The organism is Qipengyuania sp., from assembly GCF_042095715.1.
Classification (GTDB): domain Bacteria; phylum Pseudomonadota; class Alphaproteobacteria; order Sphingomonadales; family Sphingomonadaceae; genus Qipengyuania.
In genome coordinates, this window is record NZ_JBELMO010000004.1 from 1 (window position 1) to 16,645 (window position 16,645).

Consider the following 16,645-nt stretch of genomic DNA (forward strand, 5'->3'; position numbering starts at 1 on the left):
TCTGGACCATCGGCGCGGTGGCGCAATTGCCCATGCATTCGACCTCGGTCAGCGTCCACAACCCGTCATCGGAGACATGGCCCTTGCTCATGCCGCGCTTCTTGCAAGTCTCGAACAAGGCGTCCGAGCCGCGCAGCATGCAAGGCGTCGTGCCGCAGACCTGCACGTGATATTTCCCGACAGGCACGAGGTTGTACATCATGTAGAACGTCGCGACCTCGAGCACGCGGATCACCGGCATGTCGAGATAATGGGCGACGTATTCGATCACCGGCAGCGGCAACCATCCCTGCGTATTCGTTTCTTCACCGACCTGCCGCTGAGCAAGGTCGAGCAGCGGCATGACCGCCGAACGCTGCCGCCCGGGAGGGTATTTAGCGATGTGCCAGTCCGCCTTTTCACGAATGGCGTCGGAGAATTCGAACCCGCCCCAGCGCTCGCGCAGCTCGGGTGTGTCGGGTGCGGGATGACGGTCGGCCATTAGCGGTCGCACTCCCCGAACACGACATCGATTGCGCCGAGGATCGCAGTGGCATCCGGCAACATGTGACCTTTCGACATGAAATCCATGGACTGCAAATGGCTGAACGCGGTCGGGCGGATCTTGCAGCGGTAGGGCTTGTTCGACCCGTCACTGACCAGATAAACCCCGAATTCGCCCTTGGGGCTTTCCGTCGCGACGTAAACTTCGCCCGCGGGCACATGGAAGCCTTCGGTGTAGAGCTTGAAGTGGTGGATGAGTGCTTCCATCGATTGCTTCATCTCGCCGCGCTTGGGCGGTGCGACCTTGCGGTCGTCCGAGGCGATGGGGCCATTGGGCATTTCCGCCAGACACTGCTTGATGATCCTGGCGCTCTCGTAAACTTCCTTCACGCGCACCATGAAGCGGTCGTAGCAGTCCGAATTGGTACCGACGGGAATGTCGAACTCCATACTGTCGTAGACGTCGTAGGGCTGCGACTTGCGCAAGTCCCACGGCAGGCCGGCGGCGCGGATCATCGGGCCGGAGAAACCCCAGGCAATTGCATCGTCCTTGGAAACGACCGCGATATCGACGTTGCGCTGCTTGAAGATGCGGTTGTCGAGCACCAGGCTCATCGCGTCGCCGAACAGCTCGGGCAAACGCGTATCGCACCAGTCGCCGATGTCGGTGAGGAGCTTGAGCGGCACGTCCTGATGCACGCCGCCGGGGCGGAACCACGCGCTGTGCATGCGCGCACCGCTCGCCCGTTCGAAGAAGTTGAGGCAATCCTCGCGCAGCTCGAAGACCCACAGGTTCGGGGTCATTGCGCCGACGTCCATCACATGCGCGCCGATGTTGAGCATGTGATTGCAGATGCGCGTCAGCTCGGCGAACAGCACGCGCAGATACTGCGCGCGGATCGGCACTTCGACATTCAGCAGCTTCTCGATCGCCAGCACATAGCTGTGCTCCATGCACAGCGGGCTACAGTAATCGAGCCGGTCGAAATAGGGCAGCGCCTGCAAATAAGTCTTGTGCTCGATCAGCTTTTCGGTGCCGCGGTGAAGCAGGCCGACGTGCGGATCGATCCGCTCGATGATCTCGCCGTCCAGCTCCATCACCATCCGCAGCACTCCGTGCGCCGCCGGATGCTGGGGACCGAAGTTGATCGTGTAATTGGTAATGACCTCATCACCCGTGGTGGGCGAATTTTCGAGGTGCAGCGCGTTGCTCATCAGCAGTTCCAGTCACCCACCATGGTCTTGGTTTCACCGTTGCGATCGGTCACAGTCAATTGCGCCTGACCAGGTCCGGTCGGTTGTACGCCCACCGTAATGCCCTCGCCTTTGAAGACCGTGCCTTCGCGGACCGCAGCGAAACCGCCGGGGCCGCCATCGAGCCGATAAAGCGTCCCCCCGATCCGCACCACAGCCTTGCCGCCCATCGTACGTTCGGCAGGGCCGGTAGCCATCAATTTGTCCATACCATCGACCCGGAAAGCACAGGTCCCGGCGCGTTGGCCGAGATCGACTCCGGCGATGTATCCGACCTCATCGAGAATTTTCACATCGGCATTTGCCGGCGGGCCGCCCTGCGCAGCTTCGGTTGCGATAGCCTGGCCCGGCGCCGGAGACTGCGCGGCGCCCACGCGGGCGGCGAAGTCGGCGGCCTCGTCGACGGCGGGGCCCTCTTCCGTCTGGCCGCAGGCAGACAGACTAAGCACACAGCTTGCCATCATAACAAAATTGGCACGCATCACTCTTCACCCTTGGGCTTGGGGGTGCGCTTGCGCGGCGCCGCAGATTTCTCCGCCTTGGGCTCGGTCGCCTTCTTCGTATCGGTGGTTTTGCCTTCGCGGGCCGCGCGCTTCGGCCGGTCCTGCGTCGGCTTGGGGGCTGGGGCATCCTGCCCGCCCTCTTCCTCGGCCGGTGCGGCTTCGGAAATCTTTTCTGCAGCTTCCTCGTCCGTCTTCGCGCCCGCCCCGGTATCGCTCGGCTTTTCGGTAGTCTTGGGCTCGGAAACCGGCGGGGCAGCCGGATGTTCGGCAACTTTCTCGTCACCCGGAAGCACGTAATCCGCACCTTCCCACGGGCTCATGAAGTCGAACTGGCGCAGTTCCTGTGCGAGCTCGACGGGCTCGTAGACGACGCGGCGCTGCTCTTCGGAGTAGCGCAGTTCCTGATACCCGGTGAGCGGGAAGTCCTTACGGAAAGGATGGCCTTCGAATCCGTAGTCGGTAAGAATGCGGCGCAAGTCGGTATTTCCATCGAACACCACGCCATACATGTCGAAAACCTCACGCTCGAGCCAACCGGCGTTGGGCCAAAGCGTGGTCACCGTCGGAACCGGCTGATCCTCGGCAGCGGTTACCTTCACCATGATGCGATGATTTATGGTGAGCGACAGCAGCATGTAGACCACTTCGAATCGCTCGACCCGGTCGGGGTAATCGACCCCCGCAATCTCCATCAGTTGCTGGTAGTCATGCTCGTCGCGAAGCATCCGCAGCGCGTCTTCCAGCCCATCCCTTTCGACGTGGAAGAGAATTTCCCCATGCTCTTCACGCGATGTGACAAGCAGGCTGCCGAGCGCATTGCCCAGACCTTCGCGGACGCCCTCGTTGGTGGAAATCTTCGGTGCGGAATGAAGGACGGCAGCCATGTCAGCGCTCCACCGTCCCGACGCGGCGTATCTTTCGCTGCAATTGCATCACACCGTAAAGCAGCGCTTCGGCCGTGGGCGGGCATCCGGGCACGTAAATGTCCACGGGCACGATACGGTCACAGCCGCGCACTACGGAATAGCTGTAGTGGTAATAGCCGCCGCCGTTGGCGCAGGAACCCATGCTGATGACGTATTTGGGATCCGACATCTGGTCGTAGACCTTGCGCAAGGCGGGCGCCATCTTGTTGCAAAGGGTGCCGGCGACGATCATCACGTCCGACTGGCGCGGGCTTGCGCGGGGAGCCACGCCAAACCGCTCCATGTCGTAACGCGGCATGTTGACGTGAATCATCTCCACCGCACAGCAAGCGAGTCCGAAGGTCATCCACCACAACGAGCCCGTGCGGGCCCATTGGAACAGTTCCTCGGTACTGGTGACGAGGAAGCCCTTGTCGCCCACCTCGGTCGAAAGCGAATTGAAGAAGTCCCGATCGGGCGCCGTGGTGGTGGCGCCTGGATTGGCGAGGACGTGATCGAGTGCCGGCTGGTTCATATCATTCCCACTCCAGCGCGCCGATTTTCCAGGCATAGGCGTAGCCGACGATCAGTTCGAACAGGAAAACCATCATGGTGATCCAGCCCGGCCATCCGGTCAGGTCCAGGCTAACTGCCCAGGGGAAAAGGAACGCGGCCTCAAGGTCGAAGACGATGAAGAGGATGGCGATCAGGTAGAATCGGACATCGAAGGGCTCGCGCGGGTCTTCGAAAGCGGGGAAGCCGCATTCATACTCGCTCAGCTTGGACGCGTCGGGATTGTGCGCCCCGGTCAGCCGCGCCACTCCCATGGGGAGAAACACGAACAGCGCCGACAGCCCTGCGGCGATAAACAGAAAGATGAGGATCGGCAGGTACTGCGCGAGATCGACCACGATTGATTCCCAGCTAGATGCGCGGATTTGCGCCAGCCTCTAGATGCCCCTCACTCGCGGTGCAAGGGCGGCGGGCTTGCAATTCCCGCCCGCCCCCGTTGCAAGCTACTTCATCATCGACTTTGCAGCCTTCATCGTAGCATCGCCATAAGGCGGTTTCAGCCCCCCGAGCTTGGCGATGTCGATCCTGGACTGCGAATATACGCTGCGTGCATGGCTGAACTCGCGAAAACCCTCGACCCCATGGTAGCTGCCCATGCCGCTGGGCCCAGTGCCACCGAACGGCAAATCCTCCATGGAGACATGGAAAATCACGTCGTTCACCGTCACGCCGCCGCTGATCGTTTTCGTCAGCACCTTTTCGCGCTCCCGATCGTCTTCGCCGAAGTAATAGAGGCCGAGCGGGCGATCGTGGCCATTCACATAGCCGATGGCTTCGTCGATCCCCATATATGTCTTGATCGGCAGCACGGGGCCGAAAATTTCTTCCTGCATGACCGTCATCTCATCGGTGACGTTTTTCAATATGGTGAGCGGCATCTTGCGGGCGTTGGTGCTCGAAAAGTCTTCATTCCCCGGATTGACTTCGATGACCTCGGCACCCTTATCCCGCGCGTCTTCGACAAGGCCTTTCAGGCGATCGAAGTGATGGTCGGAAACAATGCTCGCGTAATCTTCGTTTTTCAGCAGGGTAGGATACATGTTCGCGGTCGCCTGCCACACGCCGTGCACCGCTTCGTCGGCCTTGTCTTCCGGCACGTAGAGATAGTCGGGCGCGAGGCATATCTGCCCGGCATTCAGCATCTTGCCCAGGGCCACGCGTTCGCCGGCCTTCGCGAAGTCGGCGCTGCGCCCCATGAAGACCGGGCTCTTTCCGCCCAGTTCCAGTGTAACCGGCACCAAGTTTTCCGCCGCCGCCTGCATGACCTTGCGCCCCGTCGCGGTGGAGCCGGTGAAAACGAGATGGTCGAAAGGCAGTGAACTGAAGGCCTGCGCGACTTCGGGGCTTCCCGTGAAAACGGCGCATTCGTCCTCGTCGAATGCCTCCGACACCATGCGCGCCATCGCCTCGCTGGTGCGTTGGGTTAACTCGCTGGGCTTGATCATCGCGCGGTTACCGGCAGCGAAGATCTGCATGAGCGGCCCGAAGGTCAGATTGACCGGGAAATTCCATGGGCTGAGGATACCGACCACGCCTTTCGGCTCGTAGCGCACCTCCGCCTTGGCGCCGAGCAGACCGAGTGGAAACTGGACATGGCGTTTGTCCGCCTTGGCCCATTTGTCCATGTGCTTGAGGCAATAGCGGCCAAATCCGACCGTGCCGGCGATATCCGTCATCATGGACTGCGCCGGACTGCGGTTGCCGAAATCGGCAGCCATGGCGCGGTTCAATTCGGGGGCATTGTTCTTGAGAAGATTGATCGCGCGCCGAATCCGGTCCTTGCGCAATTCCATGGGCTCGGGCCGCGCTGCGATGTGCGACTGGCGCTGTTTTTCAAGCACCCGCTCCATTTCGGTTTTGCGATCCTGCGCCATTGGTTCTCTCCGTTTGCAACTCTGTCGATCGGGCATTACCTGCACTGGCAATCGCTATTTCATTTCCGCAAGCCGAGGACAAGTAACACCATGGCCCAGTTCAGTGCCGCCGATCCGGTCGTCATCCTTTCTTACGCCCGTACCCCGATGGGGGGCATGCAGGGGGCACTTTCTGATGTCTCCGCAACCGATCTCGGCGCCACCGCCGTCAAGGCGGCCGTGGAACGGTCCGGAGTCGCGCCCGACCGCTTCGATCGCACTTACATGGGTTGCGTCCTTCCCGCTGGGCTTGGCCAGGCACCCGCGCGGCAGGCATCGATAAAGGCCGGACTGCCAAAATCCGTGCAGGCCACCACCGTGAACAAGGTTTGCGGCAGCGGGATGCAGACGGTGATCATGGGCGCGGAAGCGCTGGCAAGTGGATCGATCGACTATGTCGTGGCAGGAGGCATGGAGAGCATGACCAACGCCCCGTACCTGCTGAAAAAGCACCGCTCCGGTGCGCGGCTGGGGCACGACACGGCCTATGATCATATGTTCCTCGACGGGCTGGAAGACGCCTACGAGGAAGGGCGCGCCATGGGCACTTTTGCACAGGAAACCGCCAACGAATATCAGATGACGCGCGAGGAGATGGACAATTATTCCATCGAGAGCCTGCGTCGTGCGAATGCCGCCATCAAAAGCGGTGCCTTCGATGGCGAGGTGGTGCCGGTCACGTTCAGCACACGCGCCGGGGAACAGACCGTGGATCATGACGAGCAGCCGGGTCGCGGCAAGCCGGACAAGATCCCCACCCTTCGGCCTGCCTTCGCCAAGGATGGCACGATTACTGCCGCGACTTCCAGTTCGATCTCGGACGGAGCCGCCGCCCTGGTGCTGAGCCGTGAAAGCGTTGCCAGCGAATATGGGCAACAGCCCGTGGCGAAGATCGTGGCCATGGCTGCCCACGCGCAGGAACCCGCCCAGTTCACCGTTGCCCCGATCGGTGCGATTACGAAGGTGCTCGAAAAGGCCGGCTGGAGCGCGGACGATGTCGATCTGTGGGAAGTGAACGAAGCCTTCGCTTGCGTTGCCATGTTCGCCATGCGCGACATCGGCATCCCTCACGAAAAGATCAACGTAAACGGCGGCGGCACCGCGCTGGGTCACCCCATCGGCGCGAGCGGTGCGCGGATCATCGTGACATTGCTCAATGCGCTCAAGACGCAGGGGAAAACGCGAGGCGTCGCAAGCCTGTGTATCGGCGGCGGCGAAGCGACGGCGATCGCGGTGGAACTGGTCTGATCGATAGCTGCGGCGGCTCGAGCAATCGGGCCGTCGCCCGCCCCCGCACGATAACGCTTCTGTTAGACGGGCAGGCTTTGCCCGTTTTGCAGGTCAGGGCTCCTCGGATCCCCACAGGCGCGCGCGCGGGACCCAGCCATGGCGCTTGGCGACCGAAAATTCGCACCACGCGCCCATGCAATCACCCAGCCCCCCCACGACGCCGGCTTCGACGAACCATTTCAGGGTAGAGCCGTCGGAGGGACCGTCACGCATCGGCACAGGACGCCCGGTGGTCACGATAGCGCCCCGTTCGGGACTGAGGAGCCGGGACGCGACCCAGCCTTGCGTTCCGGAGGGATCGCGCACGAGCCGCCAGCTTTCGTGGACGCGAACGACCTTCATCGGCAGACCGGGCCGCTGATAGATCCAGGAAATCGGGAAGTTCACGCTCGGTCCGGCACGCATGTGCAGCTTGGTCGCGCTCGGCCTGATGGTGGCCCAGTAGGGAACCTCGCGTTCCTGCGCGTGCGCCGGCTGAGCGCAGCAGAAAAGCAGGATGAGGCTGGCAAGCGCGCGACGCATATCTGCGCGTTCGACTATGGCAGGTCGCGTAAATTGGCAAGTTGGTAAAGGCAGTTCCGCAAGGACCGAAGAACCGTTCTTGACCATTCGCCCAGCCACGCTTTAGCGCGCCATTCATGCCCCGACTGCGACAGCCCCTCGACCGCCAGCCTCGTGTCATCGTGACCCGGCGCCTCATGCCGGAAGTCGAGGCGCGCCTCGTCGAATTGTTCGATGCCAGGGTGAATACCACGGACCGACAGTTCGACCGGGAAGAACTGGTCGCGGCCATGCAGGATTGCGATGTCCTGGTCCCCACCGTCACCGACCGCATCGATCGCGATATGATTGGAAAGGCCGGACCCGATCTGCGCATGATCGCCAGTTTCGGGGCGGGCACGGATCATATCGATCTGGCGGCCGCCGCGGCCAGTGACATCATCGTAACCAACACGCCGGGAGTCTTTACCGACGACACCGCCGACATCGCGATGGAAATGATCATCGGGATCCCGCGCAGGGTTCGCGAAGGCGTATCCTTGATCAGGCGCGGCGAATGGGGGGGCTGGACGCCGACCTCTCTGCTCGGCGTGAAGCTTTCCGGCAAGGTGCTCGGGATCGTGGGCATGGGCCGTATCGGCCAGGCCGTGGCCCATCGCGCGAAGGCGTTCGGGCTGCGCATCGCCTATCATAATCGGCGGCAACTGCCCGGCGCGATCGAACAGATGCTGGGCGCGCGCTATGTCGAGACGCTGGACGAGCTCGTCGAGCAGGCCGACATCCTGAGCCTGCACTGTCCGGCAAACAAGGACAGCCATCACATGATGGATGCGCGCCGCATCGCGATGATGAAAGCCGGGGCTTGCCTGATCAACACGGCACGCGGCGATCTGGTGGATCAGGAAGCGCTGATCGAGGCGCTGGAAAGCGGGCACCTCGCGGGAGCCGGGCTGGATGTCTACCCAGACGAGCCCAATGTCGACCCGCGCCTTCTTAAGATCCCTAACGCCATGACGCTCCCCCACATCGGCAGCGCGACACGCGAAGGGAGGGAAGAATCGGGGATGAAGGTGGTCGCCAACATCCGCATGTGGGCCGACGGACACCGGCCGCCCGATCAGGTTCTGACGGGCCTAAACTGATGGACGAGTTCGCATCGAAGATAGAGGCGCTGGAGCATCGCTGGATGCGGTCGTGGATGCAGCGCGACCGCAACCAGTTGAAGGCGATGACGGCGAGGGATTTTATCTTCCTTCTCGGCGGCGAGCAGGCCGCGATCCTCGATCGAGCCAGCTGGCTGGAAGCGGCAACCACCCGCTTTTCATGCGAATCCTACCGGTTCGACCAGGTTTACGTGCATCGCCATGGCAGCATCGCCGTTTTCGCCACTCAGATGCACATCGAAGCCCGGCTCGGTGGCAGCGAACTCAAAGGGCCGGTCTGGATCTTCGACCTGTGGAAGAAAGCATTCGCGCGCGGAAAGTGGCGGTTGGCGGAACGGTCCCTCTCCCGGCCCGACAAGGACGGCCAACTGGTAGACGCGGTCCGCAGCATGCAGCTGTGGCGGTGACCGCGCCCGTCAGTCCCCGGTAAGGATGCGATCCACCAATTCCTTCACGGTCGGCGTGAAATTGTTCGAATAGAACGGGTCCGACTTGAACCGATAGGCCGCATGTCCGGCAAACATCAGATTGTCTTCGACCGGGCCACCGTGCGCAATGTCCTGCAAGGTTTTCTGAATACAGAAGCTGCGCGGATCCGCGAGCCGCCCCGTGGTGTAATCGCCGTGATCCTTCCAGCTCGAAAACTGGCAATGGCTGAGGCAGCCCATGCAATCCTTCTGATCCTTGCGGATTTCGTCACGCTTGGGCGGGGTGACATACACGATGGTGTCGTCCGGTGTCTTGAGCGGTTCGGTGTGCCCGGCGTCGTACCAGCTCTTCGCCCGCTCGTAATCGCGGGGGGCAACCCAGAAATTCTTGCCGCGAACCCCGACGTCCAACTGACGCGTGTGTTCGCCCGCTTCCACGCGGCTATAAGGTATCTGGCGTTCCGATCGATGGATCAGGTCCCACAGGAAGTCGTTCTTGACCGCCGAGGAATAGAAACCGGTCGGGCTGAACTTGTGGAGCAGGACATCGCCTTCATCCAGAGTCCGTAGGCGCTCCTTCCACTCCTCCGGAATGGGGCTTTCCGCGGTCAGCAGTGGACGGGTGCCGAATTGGAACACAATCTTGCCCAGCTCCGGGTTGTCGATCCAGTCGTTCCATTCGCGCAGATACCAGACCCCGCCAGCCATCACGATCGCGGTATCTTCGGATACGCCTTCCGCGCGCATCGTTTCGCGCAGGGCTTTGACGCGGGGGTACGGATCCTGGGGGCTCAACGGGTCTTCGGCGTTGGAAAGGCCGTTGTGTCCGCCCGCCAGCCAAGGGTCTTCATAGACCACCGCGGCCATCAGTTCGGAGACCTTGTGATAGCTGCGCTTCCAGAGCGCCCGAAAGGCGCGTGCCGAACTGACGATAGGCAGGTAATGCACGTCGAAACGCGCCGCGATCTCGGCCAGCTTGTAGGGCATACCCGCACCGCAGGTGACGCCAGTCACCAGCCCGCGCGTACGCTCGAGAACGCCTTCGAGCACTTCCTGCGCACCGCCCATTTCCCACAGGACATTAATGTTGATCGCACCCTTGCCGCTCGCGATATCGTAAGCGCGCTTCACCTGCTCGACTGCGCCGTCGATGGCATAGCGGATCAGCTGCTGGTGCCGCTCTGTCCGGGTCAGCTGATCGTAGACTTGGGGAATGATCTTCCCCTCGGCATCGTAACTGTCGGCGTTCACCGCACTGACGGTGCCGATTCCGCCCGCCGCCGCCCAGGCGCCGCTGCTGGCATGGTTGGTCGCCGATACACCCTTTCCGCCTTCGATCAGCGGCCAGACCTCGCGACCCCCGTATTGGATCGGTTCAAGCCCCTTGAAAGAGCCGGTGTTCGCCATGGTGGCCATAATTTATTCCTGTCTGCCGCGGAGGGCTCAGTTCGCCGCTGCCCCGGGCTGGGGCACGTCGCCCTTGCACGGTCTGATCTGATCCGGTGCCGGTCTTTTAGCTGCACGTTCGAATTGTGCATAGTAGCCAGCGAGTTCGGGTGCGTCCTTGAACGCGACGAGGCGATAGCCGACGGATTCGAATTCGCAGCTGAGAAGCAAGGGCGGGATGCCGTGCTCGTCCGTGGGTCGATCCACATCGACCAGGACGATCTGCCCCTTGTCCTTCAGCGCGGGCCACAGATGCCAGAGGAAGGCGTAAGGTTCGCCGATTTCGTGATACATGTGGACCATGAAGACGCGGTCGAAGCTGTCTTGCGGCAAGAGCGGGTCGCTGGGTTCGCCCTTCTTGATAGAGACGTTGTCCAGCCGTTCGCGTACGACCCTTTCTCCCAGGCGGTTCAGCGCGTCCCGATCGATGTCCTGCGCCAGCACGCGGCCGGTTTTGCCGACCTTTTCCGCCAGACGGACCGTATAATATCCTTCGCCCGCGCCGATGTCAGCCACCGCCATGCCGGGTTCGATCTCGGCAAGGCGCATGACGCTTTCCGCCTCGCCCCGGCTGTCACGCTGGTCCTCGGTGGAGAAGGAATTGGCACCCAGATCCGAGACCGGCCGGTCGGGCGCAGGAAACCGATGCTCTTCGTCTCCTGCGGCAGGAGTACCGGCATCGCAGCCGGCAAGCAGAGCCAGTGCCGCCAAGCCAAGCATCGCCTTCATTCGACGTCCTCCACATCGACGCTCTCGCCCGTCACCCGTTGCGCAAGGGCGGCGGAGATGAAGGGGTCGAGCGCGCCGTCCAGCACGTCGTCAGGCGTGGGGCTTGTCACCCCGGTGCGCAGGTCCTTCACCATCTGATAGGGCTGCAACACATAGCTTCTGATCTGGTGCCCCCAGCCGATGTCGCTTTTCGCGCTGTGTTCGGCACTGGCGGCTTCCTCACGCTTGCGCATTTCCTCTTCGTAAAGGCGCGCCTTCAGCATGTTCATCGCGATGTCGCGGTTCTTGTGCTGGCTGCGGTCGACCTGGCTGGCGACGACTATGCCCGACGGCTGGTGCGTTATACGCACGGCGGAATCGGTCGTGTTGACGTGCTGGCCGCCCGCGCCGCTGGCGCGGTAGGTGTCGATCTTCAGATCGGCCGGGTTGATATCGATCTCGAAACTGTCGTCGATCACCGGGTAGACCCAGACCGAGCTGAAGCTGGTGTGGCGCCGCGCCGAACTGTCATAGGGGCTGATGCGGACAAGCCGGTGTACGCCGCTTTCCGTCTTGGCATAACCATAGGCATTTTCGCCCTTCAGCAGCAGTGTCGCCGACTTGATGCCAGCCGCTTCGCCCGACTGATACTCCACCGTCTCCACCTTGAAGCCCTTACGCTCGGCCCAGCGGGCATACATCCGCAGCAGCATCTCGGCCCAGTCCTGGCTCTCGGTGCCTCCCGCCCCGGCGTGGATTTCGAGATAGGTGTCCATGCCGTCGGCCTCGCCCGAAAGCAGCGCCTGGACCTTGTCCGCATCGGCGCGCTCCGCCAGCCGGGCCAAAGTCTGGAGCCCCTCGGTCTCAACCTCCTCGTCGCCCTCGGCCTCGCCCATCTCGACGAATTCGACGGCGTCCTTCATCTCGGAAGAGATTTCGCGCACCGTGCCGATTGCCGCTTCCAGCTTCCGACGCTCGCGCATGACGGCTTCGGCTTCCTTGGGATCGTCCCACAGCGTCGGATCCTCCACCCGCGCGTTGAGCTCGTCGAGACGGCGCAGCGCTCGGTCCCAGTCCAGGGACTGGCGAACCAACGCCAAGGCGGCTTCGATACGGTCGATATGGGCCTGCCCTTCGGCACGCATGCTGAAAACACTCCGATAATAATCAATACGCCAGCGCGCCTAGCGCAGCGCGGCGATTAGGGAAAGCAGCGGCTTTTACGCTATCTGGCGGCGAGCTTGCGCACCACTTCAAGGCTGCGGCTGATGTGCCCCTTCGGTGCCATGTCGGAAAATGCGTCCACAATGCGGCCATCCCGCCCGATCACATAGGTCGTTCGCGACGTGTAACCCGGCTTGTTGGCGAGGCTTACGTCATAGGCTTTGATCACGCCTGGCGATGCGGCAGCGACAGTGAACTGCCCGGCGCATTCCTTGGCGGAAAATTCCTTCAATTGGTCGGTGTTGCCCGCCGTCATGCCGATGACGGTAGCCCCCGCCTTGCGATAGGCACCGATGTTCTGCGCGAAGGCGTTCGCTTCGATATTGCAGCCCGCGGTGAAGGCGGCGGGGAAAAAGTAGAGGACGACCGGTCCCTTCTTGAGAGCGCCGGCAAGATCGACGCTGACCGTTTTCCCGGCACGCGCGCCCTGCGCCTTGAAAGCGGGCGCCTTCGCCCCGGCAGGGAGTTCGGCAGTGGCCGGGGCGGACAGGGCGATCGCAGCAACGGCCGCGACGAGCGAAAGGGTTTTGCTGCGTTTTGTCATGCGCCGAACATGGACCTTCCCACGCGCAAGGCCAAGCAAATTAGTAGATGCCGCCCTGCTCTTCCACGAAATCGGCGGGTGCCTCCTGCCGCTGCGGGCCCCGATTGGGTTGCGCTGCGATGCGGGCCTGACGGATCAGTTCCAGAATCTCGTTACGGCGCGCCGCGATCTGATCATTTCGGGTAGAGCGCGGAGGTTCGGTATCGGGTTTGAACGCTTCCCATATGACAGCAGCAAGCGGCTCGCTGGATGGAGTGGCGTCGAAGACCCGCTTTCCGGACCGGCGATCGACTTTCACCATCAGCACGCCCGGCGGGGCTACGAACTCGTCGTCGCCCCAACGGTCTCGTGTCGCTTCCACGAATTCCTTCATGATCGGGGCCGCAGTATTGCCGCCCTGTACCCAGCCGCCGAGATCGCGGGGCTGGTCGTAACCGACATACATCCCCGCGACGATATTGGGCGATCCGCCCACGAACCAGGCATTGGTCGGTCCGGACGTCGTCCCGGTCTTGCCGAACAGCGGTAGCCCCAGACTACGCAGGCGCACCGCCGTGCCACGCTGCACCACGCCCTGCAGCATGTGGACGACCTGGAACGCGGTGCGTGGGTCCATTACCTGCTGCCCCGAAATGCCCAGTCGCGGCATCGGTTTGCCATCCCACTCGGCCATATTGCAGCCGGCGCAGTCGCGCTTGTCCGCGCGCCAGATGACCTTCCCGCGCCGGTCCTGCACATAATCGATCACGGTGCCTTCACCGTGCATGCGGCCCCAGTTTGCCAGTGCGGTATAGGCCGACACCATCCGCGCGACCGTGGTATCGCCCGCACCCAGCGCGAAGGAGAGGTAGTTGTCGTAATCGCCGATGCCCACCCGCTTGAAGGTGTTGGTGACCGCTTCCATCCCCGCATCCGCGGCGATATGAACGGTCATCAGATTGCGGCTCTGTTCCAAGCCCCAGCGCATGGTATGCGTGCCGCCCCCGCCGCCACCGAAATTGCGGAAGCATTTCTCGCCCAGCGCCGCACCCTGATAGACGCAATAAGCCTGGTCGGGGACCTGGGTGGCCGGCGTCATCCCGGCATCGAGCCCCGTCGCATAGACGAAGGGCTTGATGGTAGATCCGGGCTGGCGAAGCGCCTGAGTAGCGCGGTTGAAGCTGCCGAGGCGGCTGTCGAACCCGCCCTGCATGGCCATGATCCGACCCGTCTTCGGATCTTCGGCCAGGAAAGCGCCCGAAACCTCGGGCACCGTGCGGGTGACATAGCCGCTACCGCTGGGCGCCGCGGCGGTGACATCGCCGACCTTGATGGCGGAAGGCACGTTCGAAAGCGGGTGCGTGGTTCCGTCTGAGAAGCCGATCGTGGCAGAATCGCCGTTCTTCTCAACGATCACGCCCATCCGCCAGTCCTTGTAACGGATGCCGATGTTGGAAGAAGCTAGTTGCGCCGTCAGGTCGCCCTTGGTCGGATCGAGTGTTGCAACCGGCACCCGCCAGGCCTTCCCTGCGGCGTAGCGCAACAGGCCAACGCGCAAAGCGTCACGGGCCGCATCCTGCATTTCGGTGTCCAGCGACGTGCGAACCCACAGCCCCCCGGCATAGACGCTGTTGGGACCGGTTTCGGCCGTTTCGCCATAGCGTTCCAGAAGCTGGCGACGCACTTCCTCCAGGAAATAGCCCGCATCGACATAACGTTCGGCGCGCTCCGTCTTCAGGCCGAGCGGCTGGGAGTTGGCAGCGGCGGCCTCGCTCGCGGTGATGAAGCCGTTGCGCTGCATTTGCTCCAGCACGAAATTGCGCCTGTCGATCGCCGCCTGCTGGTTGCGCTCGCGACCATACCGTTCGGGCGCCTTCGGCAGAATAGCAAGGAACGCCGCCTCGGACAGCGTCAGATCGCCGACATCCTTGTCGAAATAGGCGCGCGATGCCGCCTGCACGCCGAAACTGCGCCGGCCGAGCGGGATTTCGTTGAGATAGAGGGTCAGGATTTCCTGTTTGGAAAGCACGCCCTCGATCCTGCGGGCAAGGATCATTTCCTTGAGCTTGCGCGTCACGGAGTATTCGTCACTCAGCAGGACGTTCTTGGCCACCTGCTGCGTGATCGTGGACCCGCCAACCGCGCGCCTTGTTCGCGCTGGATTGAGATAGTCGATCACGGCGTTGGCAGTCCCGAACAGGTCGACGCCACCGTGCGAGAAGAACGTTCGATCCTCTGCAGAGAGAAACGCCTCGATCAGCTGGGGCGGAAAATCGGTGTATTGCAGCTGGATGCGGCGCTCTCGCGCATAGGAATGAACGATCTCGCCATCGGCGCCGCGAACCATCGTTGGAAGGGGGGTCTCGTATTCAAGCAGCGATTCGGCATCGGGAAGGTCGCGAGACAGCAGGAACCAGCCGATCAGGGCCGCCAGCAGGCCAAGAACCAGCAGAATGTTGCCCCAGCGGAACCAGCGCCTCTCGCGCCAGTTGCGCGCGTACCAGTTCCCCACCGCCGCGCCGGTGGCAGCAATGCGCCCACGCGCACTCCCAAGGATCGAGCTTTCAGCCATGCGTCGGGGATTAGGGCGCGACCGCCCCGCTGGCAATGGGCGAAGGACTGGCCTGGCCCTGTCGTTCGCTTGCGAAATAGAGCCTGATTGCACGCGCCATAACCGTTGCGAAGGCGCGCTTGCCTTCGACGGAAGAGAGACGCTGCGCCTCCTGCGGATTGGTGATGTACCCGCTCTCGAAGAGGACCGAAGGAACGTCGGGCGCGCGCAAGACCTCCAGAACGGCGGTACGCAGCGGCCGTTTGTGGAAGCGCAGGATACCCTGCCCTTCGCTTTCGATCAGCGACGCGAGTTTGGCCGATTGCTCCATCGTGCGGCGTTGGGACAGGTCGACCAGAATAGACGCGACGACATCGCTTTGTCCTTCCATATCCTGCCCGTTGACCTGTGCGGCGGAATTTTCCCGGCTGGCGAAACGGCGGGCGGCGGCGCTCGACGCTTTATCCGAGAGCGTGTAGATGCTGGCCCCGGTCACCGCCTCGGCCGTATCACCGCTGGCGCCCGCGCTGTCCGCATGGATAGATATGAACAGGTCGGCCCCCATCCGACGCGCGATGCGAAAACGCTCGGTCAGCGATACGAAGCTGTCGTCGTCGCGGGTCATCGCCACGCGATAGCGACCATCGGAAACCAGGCGGTCGCGCAGCGCCTGTGCAAGGCCGAGGGCAATCGTCTTTTCGTCGAACCCTTCGGCACGCGCGCCATAGTCGAAGCCGCCATGGCCTGCATCGATCACCACGAGGGGAGCGGAATCATCTCCGCTTCCCACCAACCCCGGCCCTTCGTACGGCCGCGCTTCGGGCAGAGTCACTCGCGCGATCGAACTTTCGCCAAACGGAGCGAGACCGGGCGCGACACTCAGAGCGAGCGCGAAAAGCGCCAAGACGAGCACGGCCAGCGCGGCAAGGAGGGGAACAAGGCGGCGTATGGCCATGACATGCGGTTACGGCGATCGGGCAGTCCCGCGCAATATGGTTGCGGCATAAATGCCATGCTGCTAGCCCGGTCTAATCGGCCTTCGATCGCGCGATGCGCATCGCAGGCCCCCCGTTATCGGCTCGGCATTCCTGCCGGCCCTACGAAGACAGGTTGATGCAGGTTTCGAACCGTCCTTCCCGCCACACAGCTTTGCAGTCGATCGACCGCAACGCCATGCCGG

17 protein-coding genes are annotated in these 16,645 nt (G+C 62.6%); 3 read left to right on the plus strand and 14 right to left on the minus strand.

What is annotated here, in order from left to right; genetic code table 11:
* From ACFDTG_RS02125 to ACFDTG_RS02155, 7 genes are all read right to left on the minus strand, one after another.
* The coding region (locus ACFDTG_RS02125) for a complex I 24 kDa subunit family protein (protein WP_375289434.1) at window positions 1-481 on the minus strand (481 nt) is incomplete at its 3' end.
* Window positions 481-1,698 (minus strand): NADH-quinone oxidoreductase subunit D, encoded by a 1,218-nt coding sequence (locus ACFDTG_RS02130; RefSeq protein ID WP_375289435.1) that lies wholly within the window; start codon window positions 1,696-1,698, stop codon window positions 481-483. The genes ACFDTG_RS02125 and ACFDTG_RS02130, both read right to left, overlap by 1 nt.
* Entirely contained in the window at window positions 1,698-2,219 is a 522-nt protein-coding gene (locus ACFDTG_RS02135) for a hypothetical protein (protein WP_375289436.1), read from the minus strand. The genes ACFDTG_RS02130 and ACFDTG_RS02135 overlap by 1 nt, the downstream gene beginning before the upstream one ends.
* Entirely contained in the window at window positions 2,219-3,124 is a 906-nt protein-coding gene (locus ACFDTG_RS02140; RefSeq protein WP_375289437.1) for an NADH-quinone oxidoreductase subunit C, read from the minus strand. The genes ACFDTG_RS02135 and ACFDTG_RS02140 overlap by 1 nt, the downstream gene beginning before the upstream one ends.
* Before the next feature lies 1 nt (window position 3,125).
* A complete protein-coding gene (locus ACFDTG_RS02145) occupies window positions 3,126-3,680 on the minus strand; it encodes a NuoB/complex I 20 kDa subunit family protein (RefSeq protein ID WP_375289438.1) in 555 nt (184 codons plus the stop codon).
* A gap of 1 nt (window position 3,681) precedes the next feature.
* Window positions 3,682-4,056: an NADH-quinone oxidoreductase subunit A gene (ndhC, locus tag ACFDTG_RS02150; RefSeq protein WP_375289439.1), complete on the minus strand. Its 375-nt coding sequence runs from the start codon at window positions 4,054-4,056 to the stop codon at window positions 3,682-3,684.
* Between the two features lie 105 nt (window positions 4,057-4,161).
* Complete coding sequence (locus ACFDTG_RS02155) at window positions 4,162-5,592, minus strand: coniferyl aldehyde dehydrogenase (RefSeq protein WP_375289440.1); 1,431 nt, start codon at window positions 5,590-5,592, stop codon at window positions 4,162-4,164.
* Between the two features lie 90 nt (window positions 5,593-5,682).
* Between ACFDTG_RS02155 and ACFDTG_RS02160 the strand changes: the two genes are divergently transcribed.
* On the plus strand, window positions 5,683-6,879 hold the full coding sequence (locus ACFDTG_RS02160) for a thiolase family protein (protein WP_375289441.1): 1,197 nt from the start codon (window positions 5,683-5,685) through the stop codon (window positions 6,877-6,879).
* Window positions 6,880-6,972: 93 nt separating this feature from the next.
* Here the strand turns inward: ACFDTG_RS02160 and ACFDTG_RS02165 are convergent, their stop codons facing one another.
* Window positions 6,973-7,443 (minus strand): SH3 domain-containing protein, encoded by a 471-nt coding sequence (locus ACFDTG_RS02165; protein ID WP_375289442.1) that lies wholly within the window; start codon window positions 7,441-7,443, stop codon window positions 6,973-6,975.
* A 116-nt stretch (window positions 7,444-7,559) separates the two neighbouring features.
* Here ACFDTG_RS02165 and ACFDTG_RS02170 point away from each other — a divergent pair, with 116 nt between their 5' ends.
* Window positions 7,560-8,564 carry a 2-hydroxyacid dehydrogenase gene (locus tag ACFDTG_RS02170; protein ID WP_375289443.1) on the plus strand — a complete coding sequence of 335 codons (1,005 nt, stop codon included), beginning with the start codon at window positions 7,560-7,562 and terminating at the stop codon, window positions 8,562-8,564.
* The gene (locus ACFDTG_RS02175) at window positions 8,564-8,992 is read left to right on the plus strand and encodes a nuclear transport factor 2 family protein (protein WP_375289444.1); all 429 of its coding nucleotides are present in this window, start codon (window positions 8,564-8,566) and stop codon (window positions 8,990-8,992) included. Before ACFDTG_RS02170 ends, ACFDTG_RS02175 begins: the two co-directional genes overlap by 1 nt.
* 9 nt (window positions 8,993-9,001) lie before the next feature.
* Here ACFDTG_RS02175 and ACFDTG_RS02180 read toward each other — a convergent pair whose 3' ends face one another.
* The 6 genes from ACFDTG_RS02180 to ACFDTG_RS02205 form a co-directional block, all read right to left on the minus strand.
* Window positions 9,002-10,420 (minus strand): NAD(P)H-dependent flavin oxidoreductase, encoded by a 1,419-nt coding sequence (locus tag ACFDTG_RS02180; RefSeq protein ID WP_375289520.1) that lies wholly within the window; start codon window positions 10,418-10,420, stop codon window positions 9,002-9,004.
* Between the two features lie 36 nt (window positions 10,421-10,456).
* Complete coding sequence (locus ACFDTG_RS02185) at window positions 10,457-11,188, minus strand: class I SAM-dependent methyltransferase (protein WP_375289445.1); 732 nt, start codon at window positions 11,186-11,188, stop codon at window positions 10,457-10,459.
* The gene (gene prfB / locus ACFDTG_RS02190) at window positions 11,185-12,312 is read right to left on the minus strand and encodes a peptide chain release factor 2 (protein WP_375289446.1); all 1,128 of its coding nucleotides are present in this window, start codon (window positions 12,310-12,312) and stop codon (window positions 11,185-11,187) included. Before prfB ends, ACFDTG_RS02185 begins: the two co-directional genes overlap by 4 nt.
* 80 nt (window positions 12,313-12,392) lie before the next feature.
* The gene (locus tag ACFDTG_RS02195; protein ID WP_375289447.1) at window positions 12,393-12,935 is read right to left on the minus strand and encodes a peroxiredoxin; all 543 of its coding nucleotides are present in this window, start codon (window positions 12,933-12,935) and stop codon (window positions 12,393-12,395) included.
* Between the two features lie 40 nt (window positions 12,936-12,975).
* Window positions 12,976-15,486, minus strand: coding sequence for a penicillin-binding protein 1A (locus tag ACFDTG_RS02200; RefSeq protein WP_375289448.1), 2,511 nt, complete (start codon window positions 15,484-15,486; stop codon window positions 12,976-12,978).
* Between the two features lie 10 nt (window positions 15,487-15,496).
* A complete protein-coding gene (locus ACFDTG_RS02205) occupies window positions 15,497-16,420 on the minus strand; it encodes an N-acetylmuramoyl-L-alanine amidase (RefSeq protein ID WP_375289449.1) in 924 nt (307 codons plus the stop codon).
* Between the last annotated feature and the right edge of the window lie 225 nt (window positions 16,421-16,645).

Excerpts from the sequence above, each read along its gene's own strand:
- ACFDTG_RS02135 (WP_375289436.1), bottom strand. The coding sequence starts at position 2,219 with ATGCGTGCCAATTTTGTTATGATGGCAAGCTGTGTGCTTAGTCTGTCT.
- ACFDTG_RS02205 (WP_375289449.1), bottom strand. The coding sequence starts at position 16,420 with ATGGCCATACGCCGCCTTGTTCCCCTCCTTGCCGCGCTGGCCGTGCTC.
- ACFDTG_RS02185 (WP_375289445.1), bottom strand. The coding sequence starts at position 11,188 with ATGAAGGCGATGCTTGGCTTGGCGGCACTGGCTCTGCTTGCCGGCTGC.
- ACFDTG_RS02195 (WP_375289447.1), bottom strand. The coding sequence starts at position 12,935 with ATGACAAAACGCAGCAAAACCCTTTCGCTCGTCGCGGCCGTTGCTGCG.
- ACFDTG_RS02165 (WP_375289442.1), bottom strand. The coding sequence starts at position 7,443 with ATGCGTCGCGCGCTTGCCAGCCTCATCCTGCTTTTCTGCTGCGCTCAG.
- ACFDTG_RS02140 (WP_375289437.1), bottom strand. The coding sequence starts at position 3,124 with ATGGCTGCCGTCCTTCATTCCGCACCGAAGATTTCCACCAACGAGGGC.
- ACFDTG_RS02130 (WP_375289435.1), bottom strand. The coding sequence starts at position 1,698 with ATGAGCAACGCGCTGCACCTCGAAAATTCGCCCACCACGGGTGATGAG.
- ACFDTG_RS02145 (WP_375289438.1), bottom strand. The coding sequence starts at position 3,680 with ATGAACCAGCCGGCACTCGATCACGTCCTCGCCAATCCAGGCGCCACC.
- ACFDTG_RS02180 (WP_375289520.1), bottom strand. The coding sequence starts at position 10,420 with ATGGCGAACACCGGCTCTTTCAAGGGGCTTGAACCGATCCAATACGGG.
- ACFDTG_RS02175 (WP_375289444.1), top strand. The coding sequence starts at position 8,564 with ATGGACGAGTTCGCATCGAAGATAGAGGCGCTGGAGCATCGCTGGATG.
- ACFDTG_RS02200 (WP_375289448.1), bottom strand. The coding sequence starts at position 15,486 with ATGGCTGAAAGCTCGATCCTTGGGAGTGCGCGTGGGCGCATTGCTGCC.
- ACFDTG_RS02155 (WP_375289440.1), bottom strand. The coding sequence starts at position 5,592 with ATGGCGCAGGATCGCAAAACCGAAATGGAGCGGGTGCTTGAAAAACAG.
- ACFDTG_RS02160 (WP_375289441.1), top strand. The coding sequence starts at position 5,683 with ATGGCCCAGTTCAGTGCCGCCGATCCGGTCGTCATCCTTTCTTACGCC.
- ACFDTG_RS02170 (WP_375289443.1), top strand. The coding sequence starts at position 7,560 with ATGCCCCGACTGCGACAGCCCCTCGACCGCCAGCCTCGTGTCATCGTG.
- prfB (WP_375289446.1), bottom strand. The coding sequence starts at position 12,312 with ATGCGTGCCGAAGGGCAGGCCCATATCGACCGTATCGAAGCCGCCTTG.